Raw genomic sequence first — 20,510 nt, forward strand, 5'->3', positions numbered from 1 at the left:
TGAAAGAGCAGGATGCTGTAAGCTCTTAAAATGTATACTTTTATTTACTAGCTTTAATGCACAGAAAAATTAAGTCAAAGTAAATATCGGTTATGAGTTTTTCAAATAAATATTCAATTCTAGTTTCACTATTCATCCTGCTTTCAATTTCATCAAAGGTGAAAAGTCAGGACAGGTTCCCAGACGGAGCTGCAATCCCAAAATGGTTTAAAGAAAATAAACCAACAGATATTAATAAATTAGGCAAAAAATACATCCTGACAGCCAACGGCGTAAAGAATGACAGCACGATTCTTCAGACCAAAGAACTTCAGGCTGTCATTGATTTGGCTGCGAAAAATGGAGGCGGAGTTGTCATTGTACCTAAAGGAACATTTTTAATCAGTTCAGTTTTCTTCAAACAGGGAACACATTTACACTTAGAAAACGGAGCAAAACTAAAAGGAAGCGATGATATCAATGATTTTCCTGTCGTGACAACAAGAATGGAAGGTCAGACCGTGAAATATTTTCCAGCTTTAATTAATGCTGATGGATTAGACGGTTTCACAATTTCCGGAAAAGGAACGCTCGATGGAAACGGATTAAGATTCTGGAAATCATTCTGGAAAAGAAGAGAATGGAATCCTAAATGCACCAATATGGATGAAATGAGACCTAGAATCATCTATGTTTCCAATTCAAAAAACATTCAGATTGAAGGAATTACTGTTAAAAATTCGCCGTTCTGGAGCACGCATTATTACAAATCTCATTTTGTTAAATTATTAAATCTTACGATTTTAGCACCGAAAGAACCGGTAAAAGCTCCAAGTACAGACGCTGTAGACATCGATGCGTGCACCAATTTCTTAATTAAAAATTGCTATATGTCAGTGAATGACGACGCGATTGCTTTAAAAGGTGGAAAAGGTCCAAAAGCTGATATAGACCCAAACAATGGTGAAAACAGAAATATTTTGATTGAAGATAATACGTTTGGATTCTGCCATTCTGTTCTGACTTGTGGAAGCGAATCAATTCATAATTATAACGTCATTCTAAGAAATTCTACCGTGAAAGATGCTTCAAGGTTATTACACCTAAAAATGCGTCCCGACACGCCTCAACATTATGAATATTTAACTGTTGACAATATTACAGGAAACGTAAAAACCTTCATTTATGTAAAAGGCTGGAATCAGTTTTTTGATTTAAAAGGTGAAGCGAGGCCGAAAAAAGGTTTAGCGAATAATATCACTGTCAAAAATATTGATTTAAGTTGTGAAACGGCTTTCTCCATTGAAAAATCAGATTTGTTTGATTTAAAGGATTTCACTTTCGAAAATTTTAAAATCAAAGCATTAAAACCTGAAATGGAAAATTTGAAAAACATTCAGAACTTGAAACAAAAGAATCTTAAAGTGGAGCAGGTTGCTTCTCTCACGCAATCTTACGACAAAAAAGACGATTCCGATATTTCTGCTAAATGAGTTTTTATTCCAAAATATTCGTTCTTCTATGCTTTTGCTCACAGTTTCTGCATTCTCAATCTAAGGAAATCCAATTCCTGAGCGGGACAGATTCTGAGCACACGAAAGAATGGGATTTTTGGATAACCGGCGGACGAAAATCAGGAAGCTGGGACAAAATTCAGGTTCCTTCACAATGGGAACAGCAGGGATTTGGCTCGTACAATTACGGAAGAGACTACGTTACCTACGGCAAAAATTTTAAATTTAACGACGAAACAGGTTTATATAAACATAAATTTTCAGTTCCTAATTCGTGGAAGGGAAAATCAATCAACATCGTTTTTGAAGGTTCGATGACGGACACCGAAGTGAAAATCAACGGCAAGTTGGCCGGAGCAATTCATCAGGGTGCTTTTTATGAATTTAAATATGATATTTCGGATAAATTAATTTTAGGAAAAGAAAATATTCTTGAAGTCAAGGTTTCCAAAATGTCTGCCGACAAATCCGTTAATAATGCAGAACGTCTCGCTGATTACTGGGTTTTAGGAGGAATTTTCAGACCCGTTTATTTGGAAGCAACTCCAAAAGAAAATATTTCTTGGACAGCCATTGATGCCAAAGCAGACGGAACTTTTCGGTCAAATATTTATTTAAATGAAATTAATTCTGCCAATAATGTAAAGGTTGAAATTTTTGATGTTAAAAATAATTTAGTTGGAGAATCTCAGATTCAAATTCAAAAAGGCGATACTTTAAAACAAATTCATTTTTCGATTAAAAATCCAAAACTTTGGACAGCTGAAACTCCGAATTTATACAAAGCCAAATTCAGTTTAAATAAAAACAGAAAAAACATCTTCGAATCCGAGGAAAAATTCGGTTTCAGAACGATTGAAATCAAAAAAGGCGACGGAATTTACGTCAACGGAACCAAAATCAAAATGAAAGGCATCAACCGTCACGTTTGGTGGCCTGAAACCGGAAGAGCTGTGAATAAAAACATCGATTTGATGGACGTTCAGCTCATTAAGGAAATGAATATGAATGCCGTTCGCTGTGCTCATTATCCACCGAATAAATCGTTTCTGCAAATTTGCGATTCGCTGGGCTTGTATGTTTTGGATGAATTGGCGGGTTGGCAAAAAAAATACAGCACTGAAGTTGGCAAAAAGCTCGTGAAAGAAATGGTTACAAGAGATGCAAATCATCCTTCCATTATTTTCTGGAGCAATGGAAACGAAGGCGGACATAATTTTGATTTGGATGCAGAATATGCAAAATACGATTTGTCAAATCGTCCTGTCATTCACGCACATCACAAGCCAGGAAACGCTTTCAACGGAATCGATTGTAACCATTACGAAGATTATTACAGCACAAAAAATATCCTTGAAGGAGAAAATATTTATATGCCGACCGAGTTTTTGCACGCTCAGGATGACGGCGGTGGCGGAACTTCTTTGGCAGATTACTGGGAACTTCACTGGAATTCAAAAAAAGGTGCGGGCGGTTTTCTCTGGGCATTTGTAGATGAAGGTTTGGTGCGAACAGATTTTAATAATCAGCTTGATGTGAATGCGATTAACGCTCCCGATGGCGTGGTCGGTCCGCATCGTGAAAAAGAAGGAAGTTTTTATGCAATACGGGAAATTTACAGTCCTGTAAAAATTGATTTGAAAACGTTGCCGAATGATTTTAATGGAATAATTCCTGTTGAAAACCGATATCATTTTACGAATATTAATGAGTTGCAGTTCAAATGGAAATTAATGAAATTTAATACAGCTTTTGATTCTGAAAATGGATTTGATTTGATTAAAATGAGAAAAATTTCATTACCAAATATTAAACCTACAGAAAAAGGCCAGTTAAATCTGAGATTACCAGAAAACTGGAAGGAAAATGATGCGTTATATCTTATAGCAACCGATTCGTTCGGAAAAGAAATTTATACTTGGACTTGGAAAATAAAATCGAACGATGATATTTCCATACAGTTTTCGAAATCTTTAATCAAAGAATTTCCTGTTTCAGTGATTGAAAATGATTCATTATTTATTTTAAAATCAGACGAAAAAGAATTTTCGTTTGGAAAGAAAGATGGATTGTTAAAGTCAGTTATTGTCGACAAAAAAGGCAAGAAATTGACTTTCAGAAACGGGCCTGTTTTCGTAAACGGAACAATGGAATTATCATCAGTAAAATCCTTTGCAGAAGGACAAAATCAACTGATTGAAGTCAATTATGAAAACGGAAATAAAATCATCTGGAAACTCAATCCTAACGGAATTTTAGAATTGAATTATGAATATTCTTTGTCGGGAGATTATCAGCTTTCGGGCGTAAGTTTCGATTATTCTGAAAATTATGTCATCAATGCAAAATGGCTCGGAAAAGGCCCTTATCACGTTTGGAAAAATCGTTTGCAAGGACAGACTTATAATGTTTGGCAGAATTTGAAAAACTCAACAAGAACCGGACAATCGCCGTGGATTTATCCTGAATTTAAAGGCTATTTCGATGATGTTTCTTGGTTGCAACTGAATACAGCAGAAGGAAAAATAACGGTCGGTACGAAAGAAGAAAAAATGTTCGTCAGACTTTTTGATTTTTATGGAATTTACGGAGCAGAAGGTTATCCGAAACTGCCTGCAGGAAACATTTCTTTCCTCGATGCAATTCCGCCTTTGGGAACTGCTTTGGCGTTTAATATTAATAATGACACTTCGACTTTAGGCCCGGAAAGTGAACCGAATCATCTGAACGGAACATTCAAAAGAACCTTGTACTTCTATTTTGGTCTGCCGGATTTGGGCGACGAAAATAAACAGTTTACAATGCCGAAAGAAAATATTTTAACAGATTAAGATGAAGAATTGGATTTCACTTTTAACCGTCCTTTTCTGCGCAACAATATTTGCACAGCAAACCACTTTCAAATTTGATTTTGGCGGAAGCAGAGTGGAAAAAGGTTTCATTCCAATCAATTCGACCTCAAAATTTGACAAGAAAATAGGCTATGGATTTATGGATGTTTCAGGTCTAAAATTTGTTGACAACGGCGGAAATGCTTTGACGGGAGATTTTATTACCAGCGAAAAACCTTTTTATTTTTCAGTTGCAATTCCTGAAGGAAATTACAATATTACATTAAATCTTGGTGATTCAAAAGGAACATCCGAAACAACCGTACGCGTCGAAAACCGCCGATTGATGCTGAATGACATCAAAACAAAAAAGGGTGAAATTATCGAAAAACAAATCACAGTTCACATCAAAGACAGCATTATCCGAAATCACGATGGAACTCAAATCGGAATCGTAAAACTTAAGCCAAGAGAAAGAAAATATCTGCATTGGGACAATTTGCTGACAATTGAATTCAATGACAAAGCTCCTAAAGTTTGTTCGGTAATCATTCAACCCAACAAAACCGCTAAAACTATTTATCTGACAGGAGATTCCACGGTTGTGGATGCACAGTACGAACCGTGGGCGTCGTGGGGACAGATGTTGCCGTATTTTTTTGTTCCGAACGAAGTCGTGATTGCCAATTATGCCGAAAGCGGTGAAACTTTGAAAGCCTTCGAAGACCGCCACCGAATCGATAAAATCTGGAACAAAATAAGGAAAGGTGATTATCTTTTCATTCAGTTTGGGCACAACGACCAGAAAGCGGGCAACAGTACAAAATCTGGTTACAGAAAACGATTAAAAGAATGGATTTCGAAAGCCAAAGAACTAGGTGCAATTCCGGTTTTGGTCACTTCAATGAACCGCAGAGTTTTTGATGAAAACAATACAATTGTCAACACTTTAGACGATTTTCCTGATGCGATGCGAGAAATTGCAAAAGAAGAAAAGATTTATTTGATTGATTTAAATGCATTAAGCAAAACCCTATTCGAAGCGATGGGACCGGAGGAGGCGAAGAAGGCATTTGTTCATTATACCGCAAATTCTTACCCAAACCAACCAAATGCATTGGCAGACGATACACATTTTAATCCTTACGGAGCGTATGAATTGGCAAAATGTGTGGTAAAATCTATCGTAGACCAACACTTACCTTTGAAGAAATTTGTTTCAAAAAATTATAAAAATTTTAATCCAAATAAACCTGATAAAGTTGAAGACTTCCATTGGCCGGAATCTGTTTTTATGGAATCTTTAAAGCCTGATGGAAATTAAAAAGTAAGAGTGATTAGAAAAGAAATTTTGTTTGCCCCAACCCTAAAGGGAGCAAAATTCCTTTGAAAATTTTATCAAAATTACTCCCTTTAGGGTCGGGGAAATAATTTTGATGAAATTTTAAAGTCCTGAAAGGACGACTTTCAATAGCATTGGGTGAAGCCCAATGATAAGATGATAAGAATGTGAGCAAGCCCTGAAAGGGCGAAATCGTGATTCAGCCATAGAAGAAAATCTATGATTTTCAAAACTAATTTGTTCTTCTAAAAAGCCGAATCACACACTTAAAAATAACTAATGTGTCCAAAATCTTTTGTGACTTTTGTGGTTAAATTAAGTACGGTTATATTAAAATGTTAAATAATGAAAATTAAAAATATTGTCAGTATAAGTCTTCTCTGTTTTGCCTTCGGAAATCTCTCCGCACAAAACCCGTGGCCAACAGTTACCGAGACCGCAAAACCGTGGACCCGTTGGTGGTGGATGGGAAGTGCCGTTGACGAAAAAGGTTTAGACAAACAACTTACTACCCTAAATAAAGCTGGTTTCGGAGGAGTTGAAATTGTTCCGATTTACGGTGCAAAAGGTTTCGAAAATACTTACCTCAATTACCTTTCTCCGGAATGGATGAAAATGTTGCAGTTCACGACCAGCAAAGCAAAGAGTCTGGATATGGGCGTCGATATGTCTGTGGGAACAGGTTGGCCTATTGGCGGGCCTCAAGTCAATGAGAATGATGCGGCGACCAAAATGATTGTTCAGACGTATGAGATTCAACCGAATGAAAAATTCTCAGAAAAAATTGTTCTCAAAGACGAAAAGCAGAAAAATTTAAAAACCATAAAATTAGATATTGTAACCGCTTACAATGACAAAAATGAGGCAACTGTTTTAACCGATAAAATCAATGCTGACGGAACTTTAAATTGGAAACCGACATCAGGAAAGTGGACAATCTACGCCGTTTTTGTTGGTAAAACTTTACAGAAGGTAAAACGTGCGGCTCCAGGCGGCGAAGGCTTTACTTTAGACCATTTTTCGCCCACTGCAACAAAAGATTATCTGAAAACTTTTGATAAAGCTTTTGGAAATTCAAATTACGGGATTCGTTCTTTTTTCAACGACAGTTATGAAGTTTATAATGCCGACTGGACGCCGGATTTTAAAGAAGAATTTCAGAAAAGACGGGGCTATGATTTAAGTCCGTTCATCAAATATTTGGTGGGCAATGAGGAAAACGAAATCGCTGCGAGAATAAAATCGGATTACAGAGAAACGTTGAGCGACTTGATTTTAAATCGTTTTACCAAAGATTTTACCAATTGGGCACATTCCAAAAATTCTAAAAATACCAATCAGGCACACGGTTCGCCGGGGAATTTACTGGATTTGTATGCAGCGGTCGATATTCCCGAATCTGAAACTTTTGGAAGTACGCCGTTTGATATTTTAGGTTTGAAAAGAGACAGCGCTGACATTCAAAAATCGGATGTTCCCGATATTAATATGTTGAAGTTTCCTTCGTCGGCAGCCAATGTGATGGGCAAGAAATTGATTTCGAATGAAACTTTTACGTGGTTGACAGAGCATTTTAAAACCTCGTGGTCACAAGCAAAACCGGAAGTGGAGCAGGTTTTTTTGTCGGGAATCAATCACGTTTTTTACCACGGAACGACCTACACGCCGGCGGATGTGAAATTTCCGGGATGGCTGTTTTATGCATCGACCAATTTTGTGCCCGAGAACAGTTTGTGGCCACAGTTGGGTGGGCTCAATTCTTATGTTGCACGCACGCAAAGTGTTTTGCAGAGCGGAAAATCAGATAACGAACTGTTGATTTACTGGCCGGTTTATGACCAATGGGCGAGTCCGAAAGGGAAAGACGTTGCGTTTAAAATTCACAATATTGAAAAGTGGTTACAGCCTACGGAGTTCTATAAAAACCTCGATAAATTAGGCAAATCCGGATATTCTCTGGATATGGTTTCCGACAAAATGATTAGTGAAGCGAAGTCGGATAATCAAAATATTCAGGTTTCAAAAGAGGGTGGTTCTTACAAAGTTTTAATCATTCCTCAATTGAATTATTTGCCGGAATCTACCTTAAAAAATATTTTAAATTTAGCTCAAAACGGCGCATCCATCATATTTCAGAACGAGCCGAAAAATATTCCGGGATATTTTGAAGCGGACAAAAGAAAGACGGAATTGCAGTCTTTATGGAAATCAATTTCTTTTCAGCAAAATGGAAATGTGAAATCGGCAACATTCGGAAAAGGAAAAATTATCCTGACTTCAGAAGTTGAAAAAGGCTTGGAATATTTAAAAATTGAAAGAGAAAAACTGACCGACACCGGACTGAAATTCGTGAGAAGAAAGTTTGATGGTGGAAAGTATTATTACATCGTCAATCACACTTCAAAGGAAATCAATCAGAATATTCCGTTGAATTTTGTTGGGAAACAGGTTGCTTTGATGAATCCTGAAAATGGGGATTATGGAATTGCCGAAGCTCTAAATAATTCAGTGAAAATTCAGTTGAAATCCGGTGAATCTTTAATTATAAAAGCTTCTGAAACGGCTGATAATTCTCTTGCAAAATGGAAATATGTTCAAAAAACAGAAGCGCCGATTGTATTAAATCAACCTTGGCAATTATCTTTCAAAGAAGGCGGTCCGGAACTTCCGAAATCAAGAACTTTGACGAAACTTCAACCTTGGACGAATTTCACAGAAGACGCTCAAACGCAAAGCTTTTCGGGAACTGGAGCTTACACAACGACTTTTAATTTAAAGAAAAATAAAGCCGACGATTATCTTTTAAAGTTCGATAAACTCTACGAAAGTGCAACAGTGATTGTCAACGGAAAAGAGGCCGGAATTGTCTGGAGCAACCCGTTTGAAATCAACATTGGAAAACATTTGAAAAAAGGTAAAAACACAATTACAATCGAAGTGAGTAATCTTATGGCCAACCGAATCCGGTATATGGACCAAAATAAAATCCAGTGGCGAAATTATCACGAAATTAACTTTGTGAATATTAACTATAAGCCATTTGATGCATCCAACTGGAAAGTGCAACCTTCAGGTTTGGATGGTGAAATTCAAATAATTCCTGTATATTTCTCAAAATAAAATTTACAATGAATAATAAATTAGTAAAAACGATAGCATTAGGAGCCTTATTTACATTTGGTTTTTCCAATGCTCAGAACAAACCGAAAGTTGTTTTAGACAATTTTTTCAACAACGAAAAAAAGGAAAATAAAGAAACTAAAGTCCTTGAATCTTGGCATTATACCTGGAACGACACGTCTAACGGCGGATTTTCTCTGTTGGGAGAAATCTTCCAGAAACAAGGCGCAGAAATCGGTACTTTAACTACAGCTCCGTCAAAAAATGATTTGAAAAAAGCCAATATCTACATCATCGTTGATGCTGATATCGACAAAGAAGCATACGGTGGAAAAGCCAATTTAATCGATGCGAAATCCATTAAAAACCTCGTAAAATGGGTTGAAAAAGGTGGCGTTTTGGTTTTATTGAGCAACGATAAGGGCAATTCCGAGTTTGAACATTTGAATCATTTGGCAGAAAAATTTGGCATTCATTTCAACGAAGATAGCTACAACCGAGTTCAGAAAAGAGAATTTGAGCAGGGCAAGGTGATGGTTCCAGCAGGAAACGAAATTTTTTCTGAGCAAAAATTATATATGAAAGAAGTGGCGACAATTTCCGTGAAAAGTCCGGCGAAAGAATTGCTCTCTGCAGAAGGCAAAAATATCGCAGCCATCGCAAAAATGGGCAAAGGAACTGTATTCGCATTGGGCGACCCGTGGTGTTACAACGAGTATATTGATGGCAAAAAATTACCAGCAGATTTTACCAATTATCAGGGAACTGAAGAATGGGTGAAGTGGTTATTGAAGCAGGTTTCTACTAAATAAAATAAATTGTGCAATCGGTTGAACTTAAATTGTCAAAATGATTTGGGCAGCTATTTCCGCCCTCCGTTCCCGCTTTTTTGTCTCCGCTTTACTGCGACAAAAAGAGCTCCACTCAGGTCGGGCTGCGAGAGATTCGAATGGACAAACCTTATAGGTTTTTAAAACCTATAAGGTTTAGATAGACAGAAATAGAATTTTATATCATTTAAATATGAGATTCAAATCCGGCTTTAGCCAAAACTTATAAAAAACAAGATTTATGAAAATCAAAAGTATCTTCATTACATCCGCCATTTTTCTTTCGCAAACATTCTTTGCCCAAAGACAGATGGAATACCTGAAAAGAGGAATCGTTGCGATTCCTGCAGAATCAGGCGTTTTTGTAAGTTGGCGATTGCTGGGAACGGAAGCTCAGAATACCCATTTCGATTTGTATCGCACAGAAAACAACCAGACCAAAAAACTGAACGAAAAACCCTTACTCAACGAAACTAATTTTTTAGATAAAACTGCTGACAAAGAGAAGAATTACACCTACTTCGTAAAATCAAACACCCAAAGTCAGTACGTTGACCAAGATTTTGCAAAATATACAGCAAATCAAACACCTTATTTTTCAATTCCGTTGAAAACCCCCGAAGGTTACACTCCAAATGATGCTTCAGTTGCCGATTTGGACGGAGACGGTGAATACGAAATTATTCTTCATCAAGTTGGTAGGTCAAAAGACAACAGTCAAAAAGGAGAGACAGACCCGCCAATTATTCAGGCTTATAAACTGAACGGACAGTTTTTGTGGGAAATTAATTTAGGCAAAAACATTAGGGAAGGCGCGCATTACACCCAGTTTTTGGTTTATGATTTAGACCAGGACGGCAAAGCGGAAATCGTGATGAAAACTGCAGACGGAAGCAAAGACGGAAAAGGAAAATATATTGGCGACCCGACCAAAAATTACGTCAACGAAAATGGAATGATTCTTTCCGGACCGGAATTTCTGACCGTTTTTGACGGACAAACCGGAGCGGAAATTAATACCGTAAATTATCAGGTTCCAAGATTTACAGGAAGTTTAAACCCGACTAACGAAGAAATGACCGAAACTTGGGGCGATGCCAAAGGAAACCGCATCGACCGATTTTTGGGAGCTGTTGCTTATCTCGACGGAAAAACTCCGAGTGTGATCATGTCGAGAGGGTATTACACCAAAACTGCGATTGCAGCTTGGGATTTTAAAGATAGAAAACTCAGTCTTCGTTGGCTTTTTGATACCGAAAGTTCAGAAGAAAATAAAAAATACCGTGGTCAAGGAAATCATAATTTGACGATTGCAGATGTCGACAATGATGGAAAAGACGAAATTGTTTTCGGAGCGATGACTGTGGATGACGATGGAAAAGTTTTGAACAGTACAGGTTTCGGTCACGGCGATGCGTTGCACGTCGGAGACTTGGACCCATCCAATCCGGGATTGGAAATTTTTGATATTCAGGAGAGGTTTGATGATGCGGGAGCACATTTCAGAGATGGAAAAACCGGAAAAGTTTTATGGAAATTACCGTCCACAGTTTATAGTGAAGCTGGTAAATTTCAAGGTCCTGGAAGAGGCTTGTCATTAAATATCGACCCTCGTCACGAAGGTTCGGAATCTTGGGCTGCCGGAGCCGGACTGAAAGGAGTTTACAACACGAAAGGAAAAAAAATCAGCAGTAAAAATCCACCTGCGAATATGGGGATTTACTGGGATGGTGATTTCTTAAGCGAAATTTTAGATGGAACTGTCATCTCGAAATGGGACTGGAAAAAAGAGAAAATCAATGTGATTCTTGATGCTAAGAATTTTCAGTGTGAATCCAATAACGGAACGAAAAAAAATCCGTCTTTGGTTGCTGATTTATTTGGAGACTGGCGGGAAGAAGTGATGTACAGAAGTGCCGATAATCAGGAATTGAGAATTTTTTCAACGACCATTCCAACGAAACACAGATTGTACACCTTGATGCACAATCCGCAATATCGTTTGAGCATTGTTTGGCAAAATGTAGGGTATAATCAGCCTCCGCACACCGATTACTATTTGGACGAATCGATTAAAGAAATGCCAAAACCTAATGTTGTAACCATAAAAAGATAGATTTAACAGGGAAGTATTTTAACCACAAAGTCACAAAATATTTTGGACACATTAGTTATTTTTAAGTTTGTGATTCGACTTATGAAAGAGCACATAAGTTTCTAAAATCAAAGATTTTCGGTACAAACTTTTACAAGCGATAGCGGCTTTGTGAAACAAAACGAGAGACTTTAAATTAAAACTTAGTGAGCTCCGTGTTCAAAAAATATTATAAAAATTATGAAAACAAAATATATCCTTCCAATCATCGTATCAATAGCTTTTTTAGCTGTTTCATTTCAGAAATTCAATGATAAACCTGTTCTTTACATCATCGGAGATTCCACCGTACAAAACGGTTCCGGTAAAGGTGCCGATTCACTTTGGGGTTGGGGAAGTTTTATGAATTTATATTTTAATATCGATAAAATTGAAATTCAAAATCATGCAAAAGGTGGACGAAGCAGCAGAACTTTTTTAACGGAAGGAAGATGGGATTCGATTATGAAAACCATTAAAAAAGGCGATTATGTTTTGATGCAGTTTGGTCATAATGATGGTGGCGAACTGGCAGATACTTTAAGAGCAAGAGGAACAATTAAAGGTATCGGAGAAGAGTCAAAAGATATCTATAATCCAATCAGAAAAGTCAGTGAAACGGTTTACACTTTTGGACATTACATGAGAAAATATGCGAATGAAGCGAAATCTAAAGGTGCAATTCCAATTATTGTTTCGCCGATTCCAAGAAATAAATTTAACGAAAAAGGCAAAATTGAAAAAGACCAGTATGGTGTTTGGGCGAAAGAAGTTGCTCAGCAAACCGGAGCTTATTTTTTAGATTTAAATACAATGGTCATCAAAAAATATGAAAAGATGGGAGCCGAAAAAGTAAAAGCCTATTTCCCGAAAGATCATACGCACACCAATAAAGAAGGTGCAATTGTAAATGCAGAGTTGGTCGCAAAAGGCATCAAAGATTTAAAAAAATGTGAACTTAGGAATTATTTAAAGTAAAAAATCAATATTCTAAACACAAAGTTCGCAAGGAAGTTTTTAACATTTGTGAAAAGATTTCCGGTTGCAAAGGCGTTTCACTCAGCGATGGCTTCAGCTATCATTTGCTGAACAGAGTGCCCTTGCGAACGCAAAAATATGCAGGATTTAGATGACAAAAACTTAGCGAACCTAGCGTTTAAAAAAATAACAATAAAAGAAAATAAATATATACTTATGAGAAAACTATTAACAGCAGGTTTTTTTGCTGTAATCATCGGAGGATTTTCCTCTTGTACGGCTCAAAAGCAGAAAAATGCTAAGGTTGTTCTTCCCAATAAAAAGGAAGTCTTGGAAGTCGCTCAGCGCACCAACCAATATTTTATGAATAAATGGCCCGATACCAAAAAAGATATTGTTGGTAAAAAAGTTTGGCCAAGTAATCTTTGGACAAGAGCCGTGTATTATGAAGGTTTGATGGCTTTGTATTCTGTAGATAAGAAAAAGGAATATTATGATTATGCGATGTCTTGGGCAAACAATCATAATTGGGATTTACAACGTGGAACGTATACAAGAAATGCCGATCATCAGGCTTGCGGACAAACCTATCTTGATCTTTACGAAATCGACGGCAGAAAGAATCCTGAAAGAATTAAAAACGTAAAAGCTGCGATGGACAGCATGATTGCTACAAAAAAAGTAGACGACTGGTGGTGGATTGATGCGCTTCAAATGTCGATGCCGATTTTTACGAAATTGGGTAGAATCACTGGCGAACAAAAATATTTCGACAGAAATTACGAAATGTACGCTTACACAAAATACAAACACGGTGGAAACGGACTTTACAACCAGCAAGACAAAATCTGGTGGAGAGATAAAGATTTTGTTCCGCCTTACAAAGAACCGAATGGCGAAGATTGCTATTGGAGCCGTGGAAACGGTTGGGTAGTAGCTGCTTTAGCAAAAACATTAGATGACACTCCAAAATCTGATGCCCATTACAAAGAATATCTTAAAGATTATAAAGATATGTTGGCTGCTCTGGTTCCGCTTCAGAGACAGGACGGTTTTTGGAATGTAAGTTTGCACGATCCTAATAATTTCGGAGGAAAAGAAACCACAGGAACTGCACTTTTCGTTTATGGAATGGCGTACGGAATCAATAAAGGTTTGATTGATAAGAAAACGTATTTACCGGTTTTGGTTAAAGCCTGGAATGCAATGGTGAAAGACTCAGTTCAACCGAACGGATTTTTAGGATGGGTTCAGGGAACAGGAAAAGAGCCTAAAGATGGACAGCCTTTGGCAGTTGACAAGGTTCCTGATTTTGAAGATTACGGATTGGGATGTTTCCTTTTGGCAGCGAGTGAGGTTTACAAGTTAAAATAAGATTTTTAAGAGCCAAGTAAAAAGTAAAAGGAACCAAGTGTGATTGCTCGGTTTTTAAAATAGTTTGACCTGATGGATTTTTGATTCATCAGGTTTTTTTGTGAAGTCTCCAAAGTTTTTCCAAACAATTATTTTATACTGTATCATGTTTGAATTTATCTCTTTGTTAGATGCTCCGGAGGAAAAATATCTGTGTAGTAGAAAATGATACCACACACAGTGGAACTCCGAAGCAATCTATTTCCAGTAAATTTAAATGAGAAAATAGTACTATTGTGTTTTCAGCTGTCATTTGCTGAGCAGAGCGCCCTTGCGAACGGAAAAATGAAACACTCAAAACTTTAGCTTTGCGGGCGTAGCGTAATAAATAATTTAAAGTAATTTTCATTTCTGGGAAACTCAATTTCATAACATTTTTAGTATGATAAGCTCAAATCATTATTATGGCTCTATGTTTCGGGAAATATTTTAGCTCTGAAACTAATCGTTAATCTTTGTAAGTGTCATTAAAATAAGGCTTTATATGATCTTTTTGAGACATTACAAAAATTCTTATTTTATCAAAAATTTAAGCATGACACTACAAGATGCGCAATCGGTTTCATCTTGGTAATTTTCAACATCAATCAATTAGAATAAATTATGAATGCACTATTAGGAGTGATTTTTCACTTTCTCGGAGGCTTTGCTTCGGGCAGTTTTTATATGCCTTACAAAAAAGTAAAAGGTTGGCAATGGGAAACTTTTTGGTTGATCGGTGGTATATTTTCATGGATTATCGTTCCACCTTTGGCTGCATTTCTTACCATCCCTAATTTTTGGGAAATTATTCAGAATGAATCTTCGTCTATCATAGGATTTACATTTTTATTTGGAGCACTTTGGGGAATCGGAGGTTTTATGTATGGTTTAGGCGTTCGTTACTTAGGTGTCGCTTTGGGAAGCAGTATTATGTTAGGATTGACGATGGTTATCGGTTCGCTTTTGCCTTCTATTTATTATGAATTTAATCCGCAAGACGGAAAAGATAATATTGGTTTAATGTTCTCAAGCGATTGGGGAAAAATGGTTCTTTTAGGACTTTTAGTTTGCGTTGTCGGAATTATCATCAGCGGAAAAGCCGGTGTGATGAAAGATAAAGAACTTCAGACGGATGCCATCGACCCTCATGGAATGGAAGTTAAGACAGAATATAAATTTGGTTTGGGATTAATCGTTGCGATTATTTCGGGAGTTTTAAGTGCATGTTTCAATTTTGGTTTGGAGGCAGGAAAACCAATGGCACACGTTGCTAACGAAGCTTGGAAAGTAGCCAACCCGAATCAGGGAGAATTTCTTTTCCAGAATAATGTGACTTACGTTGTCGTTCTTTGGGGAGGAATGTTATCAAATCTTATTGGTTGTCTTTATCTTTCATTTAAAAATAAATCTTACTCAGATTATAGCAAAAAGAATGTTCCTGTTGTAAAAAATATCATCTTCTGTGCTTTGGCAGGTACGATGTGGTTTTTACAGTTTTTCTTCTACGGAATGGGAGAAAGCAAAATGGGTAACGGTCCAAGCTCGTGGATTTTACACATGGCATTCATTATTTTAATTGCCAATCTTTGGGGTGTTATTATTAAGGAATGGAAAGGTGTTTCCAAAAAAACGATTACTACGATTTCTTTAGGAATGTTGGTGATGTTTGTTTCTATTTTAATTGTCGGATACGGGAATTCATTAAGATAATGAGCAGAAAAGCCTTCAAAATGTTCCTCAACAAAGGTTCAGAGAATGAATATAAAAAGCGTCATGAGGAAACCTGGCCAGAAATAAAACAACTCTTGAAAAATGCTGGTGTAGAGAATTATTCTATTTTTTTAGATGAAGAAACAAATGTTTTATTTGGCGTTTTAGATTGTGCTGATGAAATTAAATATCAACAGATTCCGCTTCAGCCAGTGATGCAAAAGTGGTGGGATTACATGAAAGATTTAATGCAGACCAATGAAGACAATTCTCCGGTAAGTATTCCTCTGATGGAAGTTTTTTATTTAAAATAATTATTATCTGATGACTTTGATTTGTGTAAAGGGATAGTCATCATCTGAATTTCAGAATGGAGCCATTTGATCATAAAATTTTAGGGATGACACAAACCTGGAGATGGTTTGGCCCACAGGATCCTGTTTCACTTTCGTACATCAAAATGGCGGGTGCAACGGGCATCGTTACAGCATTGCATCATATTCCGAACGGCGAGATCTGGAGTGTGGATGAGATTCAGAAAAGAAAAAAAATCATTGAAGAGAGCGGACTTACCTGGGAGGTCGTAGAAAGTGTTCCCGTTCATGAGGACATCAAAAAAAGAAAAGGCGATTATCAACTTTATATAGAAAATTATAAGCAGTCCATTCGGAATTTGGCGCAGTGTGGCATCACTACGGTTTGCTATAATTTTATGCCGATTCTGGACTGGACACGCACCGATCTGGAATTTGAACTTCCCGACGGCAGCAAAGCGCTTCGTTTTGACCAACTGGAATTTGCAGTTTTCGAACTGTTTATCTTAAAACGGAAAAATGCAGAGAGCGATTACAGTTCAGAGCAGATAGAGAAAGCCCAAGCGTTATTCGGACAAATGTCTGAAGCTTACAAAACCCAACTTTCAAACAACATCATTGCCGGACTTCCCGGTGCCGAAGAAGGTTATCAATTGGATAAGTTCAATGATTTGATTGATGAATACTCAGAAATTGGAGAGCATGGATTACGAGAAAATTTAAAATCATTTTTAAAAGAAATTATTCCTATAGCAGCAGAAAACCAAGTGTTAATGGCGATTCATCCCGATGATCCACCTTTCCCGATATTAGGTTTACCAAGAATCGTCAGTACAGAATCCGATGCTTTAGAAATCCTTCAGATTGTCGATTCTATTTACAACGGCTTGTGTTTCTGCACAGGCTCTTTCGGCGTTCGGCCAGATAATGATTTGGTAGGAATGATTGAGAGATTAGGCAATAAAATCAATTTCATTCATCTTCGATCGACAAAAAGAGACGAAGAGGGAAATTTCTTTGAAGCCGATCATTTGGCTGGTGATGTCGATATGTACGGCGTCGTAAAAGCATTGCTGAATGAGCAGCAAAAAAGACTGATTTCCGGAAGAACTGATTACCAATTACCGATGCGGCCGGATCACGGACATCAAATGCTGGATGATTTGGCGAAAAAATCGAATCCTGGTTACAGTGCCATCGGCAGACTTCGTGGTTTGGCAGAATTGCGTGGTTTGGAACTGGGAATCCGCAATAGTTTAATTAAATAACTTCACCGACATGAAATACTTTTCAATCAAAGTCTCAATCTTATTATTAATGATTTTGGGTTTATCTTCACGGCTTTCCGCACAAATAAAATTTGACCCAGAAATTCAAAAATATAATTTCAACAGTCAATGGTTACTGAATGTGGGCGATGTGAATGACGGAAAATCAATTTCGTTCAAAGATGAAAACTGGAAAAAAGTAACGCTTCCGCACGCATTCAATGAAGATGAAGCCTTTAAGGTAGCGATTGACAGTCTTTCAACGTCTATTGTCTGGTACAGAAAGCATTTTAAGCTTCCAAAACAGGCAAAAGGTAAAAAGATTTTCTTAGAGTTTGAAGGCATTCGTTTCGGAGGAGAATTCTTTATCAACGGACAATCGGTTGGAATTCATGAAAATGGCGTCATGGCTTTTGGTCTGGATATTTCTGAATTCGTAAAATTTGGAAATGAAGACAATGTTTTTTCTGCCCGGATAGATAATTCCTGGAAGTATAAAGAAAAAGCCACCGGACAAGGCTACCAGTGGAATGACAAAAATTTCAACGCAAATTACGGGGGAATACCTAAAAACGTCAATTTATATATCAAAGAAAAAGTTTATCAGACGCTTCCGCTTTACTCCAATCTCGGAACTATTGGAACTTATATCTATGCGAAAGATTTTGATATTAAAAATAAATATGCAGTTATTCATGCAGAATCTGAAGTATTTAATGAGTTTTCTGAACTTAAGGATGTCAGATTTGAAACAGTCATTAAAGACCAAAAAGGTAAAGTCATCAAGACCATAAAAGGTACTGAAACCAAAATTTTACCAGGACAAAAAACGATTTTAAAAGCAGAAGCTAAGGTCAGTGATTTGGAATTTTGGAGCTGGGGTTATGGCTATTTATATACTGTTTACACAGATTTATACGTCAATAATAAATTAGTTGACCGGGTACAGACCAAAACAGGATTTCGAAAAACGAAATTTGAAAAAGGAATGGTTTACCTCAATGACCGAGTGATTCAGTTGAAAGGGTATGCTCAACGTACCAGCAATGAATGGCCAGCGATTGGGATGTCTGTTCCGGCTTGGCTGAGTGATTTTTCCAATAAATTAATGGTAGAAAGTAATGCCAATCTCGTTCGCTGGATGCACGTGACGCCATGGAAACAGGATATAGAAAGTTGCGACAGGGTAGGCTTGATGCAGGCAATGCCCGCAGGAGATGCTGAAAAAGATGTCTCAGACAGACGCTGGCAACAGAGAACCATGCTGATGCGTGATGCAATCATTTACAACAGAAACAATCCGAGTATTGTCTTTTACGAATCCGGAAACGAATCTATTTCGGAAGAACATATGGCTGAGATGAAGGCCATTCGCGACCAATACGATCCATGTGGTGGAAGAGCCATTGGTTCACGTGAAATGCTCGACAGCGAAACTGCAGAATATGGCGGTGAAATGCTTTACATCAACAAATCCGCTGATATTCCTATGTGGGCAACAGAATATTGCAGAGACGAAGCGCTCAGAAAATATTGGGATGGCTATTCATATCCTTATCATAAAGACGGAGAAGGAAATTCTATTTACCGGTCAACCGTTACCAACAAAGTTGAACAGCGCAAAGATGCTGAAGTCTACAACAGAAATCAGGACTCATTTACCAAAGAAACTGTAACCAGATGGTATGATTATTACAGAGTTCGTCCCGGAACAGGAAATCGTGTAAGCTCAGGTGGTGTCAACATTATTTTTTCTGATACCAATACGCATTACCGTGGCGTTGAAAATTACAGAAGAAGCGGCGAAGTGGATGCGATGCGGATTCCGAAAGACGGTTTTTTTGCCCATCAGGTGATGTGGGACGGCTGGGTAGATGTTGAAAATTACAGAACACATATTGTAGGACACTGGAATTATCCTGAGAATACTCAAAAAGATATTTTTGTGGTTTCAAGTGGCGATAAGGTAGAACTTTTCATTAATGGAAAATCGTATGGCTTTGGTGAAAAATCGGATGGATTTTGGTTTACTTTTAAGAATATCAAATTCCAGCCCGGAAAAATTGAAGCCGTCAGCTACGACAATCAAAATAAGGAATTGAGCCGTGACAAAATTCAAACAGCTGGCAAACCACATTCTATCAAACTGAAAAAATGGAATGCTGCAGATGGATTTAAAGCAGATGCCGCAGATCTTGTTTTGGTAGAAGTTGAAGTTCTTGATGCCGAAAATAACCGTTGTCCTTTATCAGACCAACTTGTCTCTTTCGAATTAGCAGGGCCTGCAGAATGGCGTGGAGGTATTGCCAAAGGAAAAGATAATTACATTCTGTCACAGAAAATACCTGTAGAACAGGGCGTCAATCGTATGTTGATCCGCTCGACACTTCAAGAAGGAGAAATTGTTTTGAAAGCAAAATCTGAAGGGTTGATTTCGGATGAAATTAAATTTACTTCAGTCAAAATAAAAGAAAAAGACGGCTTGTCAGAGTATTTTACCAAAGATTTTCAACCCGTTAATCTTTCACGAGGCAAAACGCCGGAGTCGCCCTCTTGTAAACAAACAAGAAAGCCGGTGGCAATTGTGAAAGCCGAAGCAGGAAGTAATCCAGACAAAGCACAGTTGAGTTTTGATGACAATGAGCTCAGCCAGTGGGAAAGTGACGGTGATATTTCTAAAGCATTCATTACCTATTTTTTAGAAGAAAATGCAGTGCTTACCGAAGTAGAAATGAAACTTACAGGCTGGAGAAACAAAAGTTATCCAATCAGGATACTCATCGATGGTAAAGAGGTTTTCCGTGGAGATACTGAGAAAAGTTTGGGCTATATTTCTATTCCGTTTAAAACTCCCGTACAGGGGAAAACGTTGAGAATTGAGTTGTTGGGCAGCAGCAGTGACAAAGATCAGTATGGAGGCTTGGTTGAAATTACAGGGAAAAAAGAAATTCAGCAGAATAAAACCAAAGGCTCACTCGGTATTGTAGAATTAGAGTTCTACAAGCGCTGACAAAACTGATGAATATACAGTATACCGCAGGATGCTCTATATGTATTATACAGGTAGATTTAGAAGTAGAATTGAGGAGTATATT

The 20,510-nt window shown here is 37.4% G+C and carries 12 protein-coding genes; all 12 read left to right on the forward strand.

The annotated features are described in order from the left end of the window. Positions 1-92 precede the first annotated feature (92 nt). The 12 genes from AC2A1G_RS17535 to AC2A1G_RS17590 all read left to right on the forward strand — a co-directional run bounded on the left by AC2A1G_RS17535 (position 93) and on the right by AC2A1G_RS17590 (position 20,425). Positions 93-1,472, forward strand: a complete 1,380-nt coding sequence (locus tag AC2A1G_RS17535; RefSeq protein ID WP_484048184.1) for a rhamnogalacturonidase — start codon at positions 93-95, stop codon at positions 1,470-1,472. Next, positions 1,469-4,324 carry a glycoside hydrolase family 2 TIM barrel-domain containing protein gene (locus AC2A1G_RS17540; protein ID WP_484048185.1) on the forward strand — a complete coding sequence of 952 codons (2,856 nt, stop codon included), beginning with the start codon at positions 1,469-1,471 and terminating at the stop codon, positions 4,322-4,324. Before AC2A1G_RS17535 ends, AC2A1G_RS17540 begins: the two co-directional genes overlap by 4 nt. Before the next feature lies 1 nt (position 4,325). Then, a complete protein-coding gene (locus AC2A1G_RS17545) occupies positions 4,326-5,648 on the forward strand; it encodes a rhamnogalacturonan acetylesterase (protein ID WP_484048186.1) in 1,323 nt (440 codons plus the stop codon). Between the two features lie 363 nt (positions 5,649-6,011). Continuing rightward, a complete protein-coding gene (locus tag AC2A1G_RS17550) occupies positions 6,012-8,786 on the forward strand; it encodes a glycosyl hydrolase (protein ID WP_484048187.1) in 2,775 nt (924 codons plus the stop codon). Positions 8,787-8,794: 8 nt separating this feature from the next. Then, positions 8,795-9,598 carry a DUF4350 domain-containing protein gene (locus AC2A1G_RS17555; RefSeq protein ID WP_484048188.1) on the forward strand — a complete coding sequence of 268 codons (804 nt, stop codon included), beginning with the start codon at positions 8,795-8,797 and terminating at the stop codon, positions 9,596-9,598. A gap of 259 nt (positions 9,599-9,857) precedes the next feature. Next, positions 9,858-11,732 (forward strand): rhamnogalacturonan lyase, encoded by a 1,875-nt coding sequence (locus tag AC2A1G_RS17560; RefSeq protein ID WP_484048189.1) that lies wholly within the window; start codon positions 9,858-9,860, stop codon positions 11,730-11,732. A gap of 219 nt (positions 11,733-11,951) precedes the next feature. Then, entirely contained in the window at positions 11,952-12,728 is a 777-nt protein-coding gene (locus AC2A1G_RS17565; RefSeq protein WP_484048190.1) for a rhamnogalacturonan acetylesterase, read from the forward strand. Between the two features lie 216 nt (positions 12,729-12,944). Continuing rightward, on the forward strand, positions 12,945-14,102 hold the full coding sequence (locus AC2A1G_RS17570; protein WP_484048191.1) for a glycoside hydrolase family 88/105 protein: 1,158 nt from the start codon (positions 12,945-12,947) through the stop codon (positions 14,100-14,102). 642 nt (positions 14,103-14,744) lie between these two features. Continuing rightward, entirely contained in the window at positions 14,745-15,833 is a 1,089-nt protein-coding gene (gene rhaT, locus AC2A1G_RS17575) for an L-rhamnose/proton symporter RhaT (protein ID WP_484048192.1), read from the forward strand. Then, positions 15,833-16,147, forward strand: coding sequence for an L-rhamnose mutarotase (gene rhaM / locus AC2A1G_RS17580; protein ID WP_484048193.1), 315 nt, complete (start codon positions 15,833-15,835; stop codon positions 16,145-16,147). The genes rhaT and rhaM overlap by 1 nt, the downstream gene beginning before the upstream one ends. A gap of 86 nt (positions 16,148-16,233) precedes the next feature. Beyond that, positions 16,234-17,415 (forward strand): mannonate dehydratase, encoded by a 1,182-nt coding sequence (gene uxuA / locus AC2A1G_RS17585; RefSeq protein ID WP_484048194.1) that lies wholly within the window; start codon positions 16,234-16,236, stop codon positions 17,413-17,415. Between the two features lie 10 nt (positions 17,416-17,425). Next, positions 17,426-20,425, forward strand: coding sequence for a DUF4982 domain-containing protein (locus tag AC2A1G_RS17590; RefSeq protein ID WP_484048195.1), 3,000 nt, complete (start codon positions 17,426-17,428; stop codon positions 20,423-20,425). Positions 20,426-20,510 lie beyond the last annotated feature (85 nt).

Source organism: Chryseobacterium sp. HNCC26DJ240 (genome assembly GCF_057180485.1).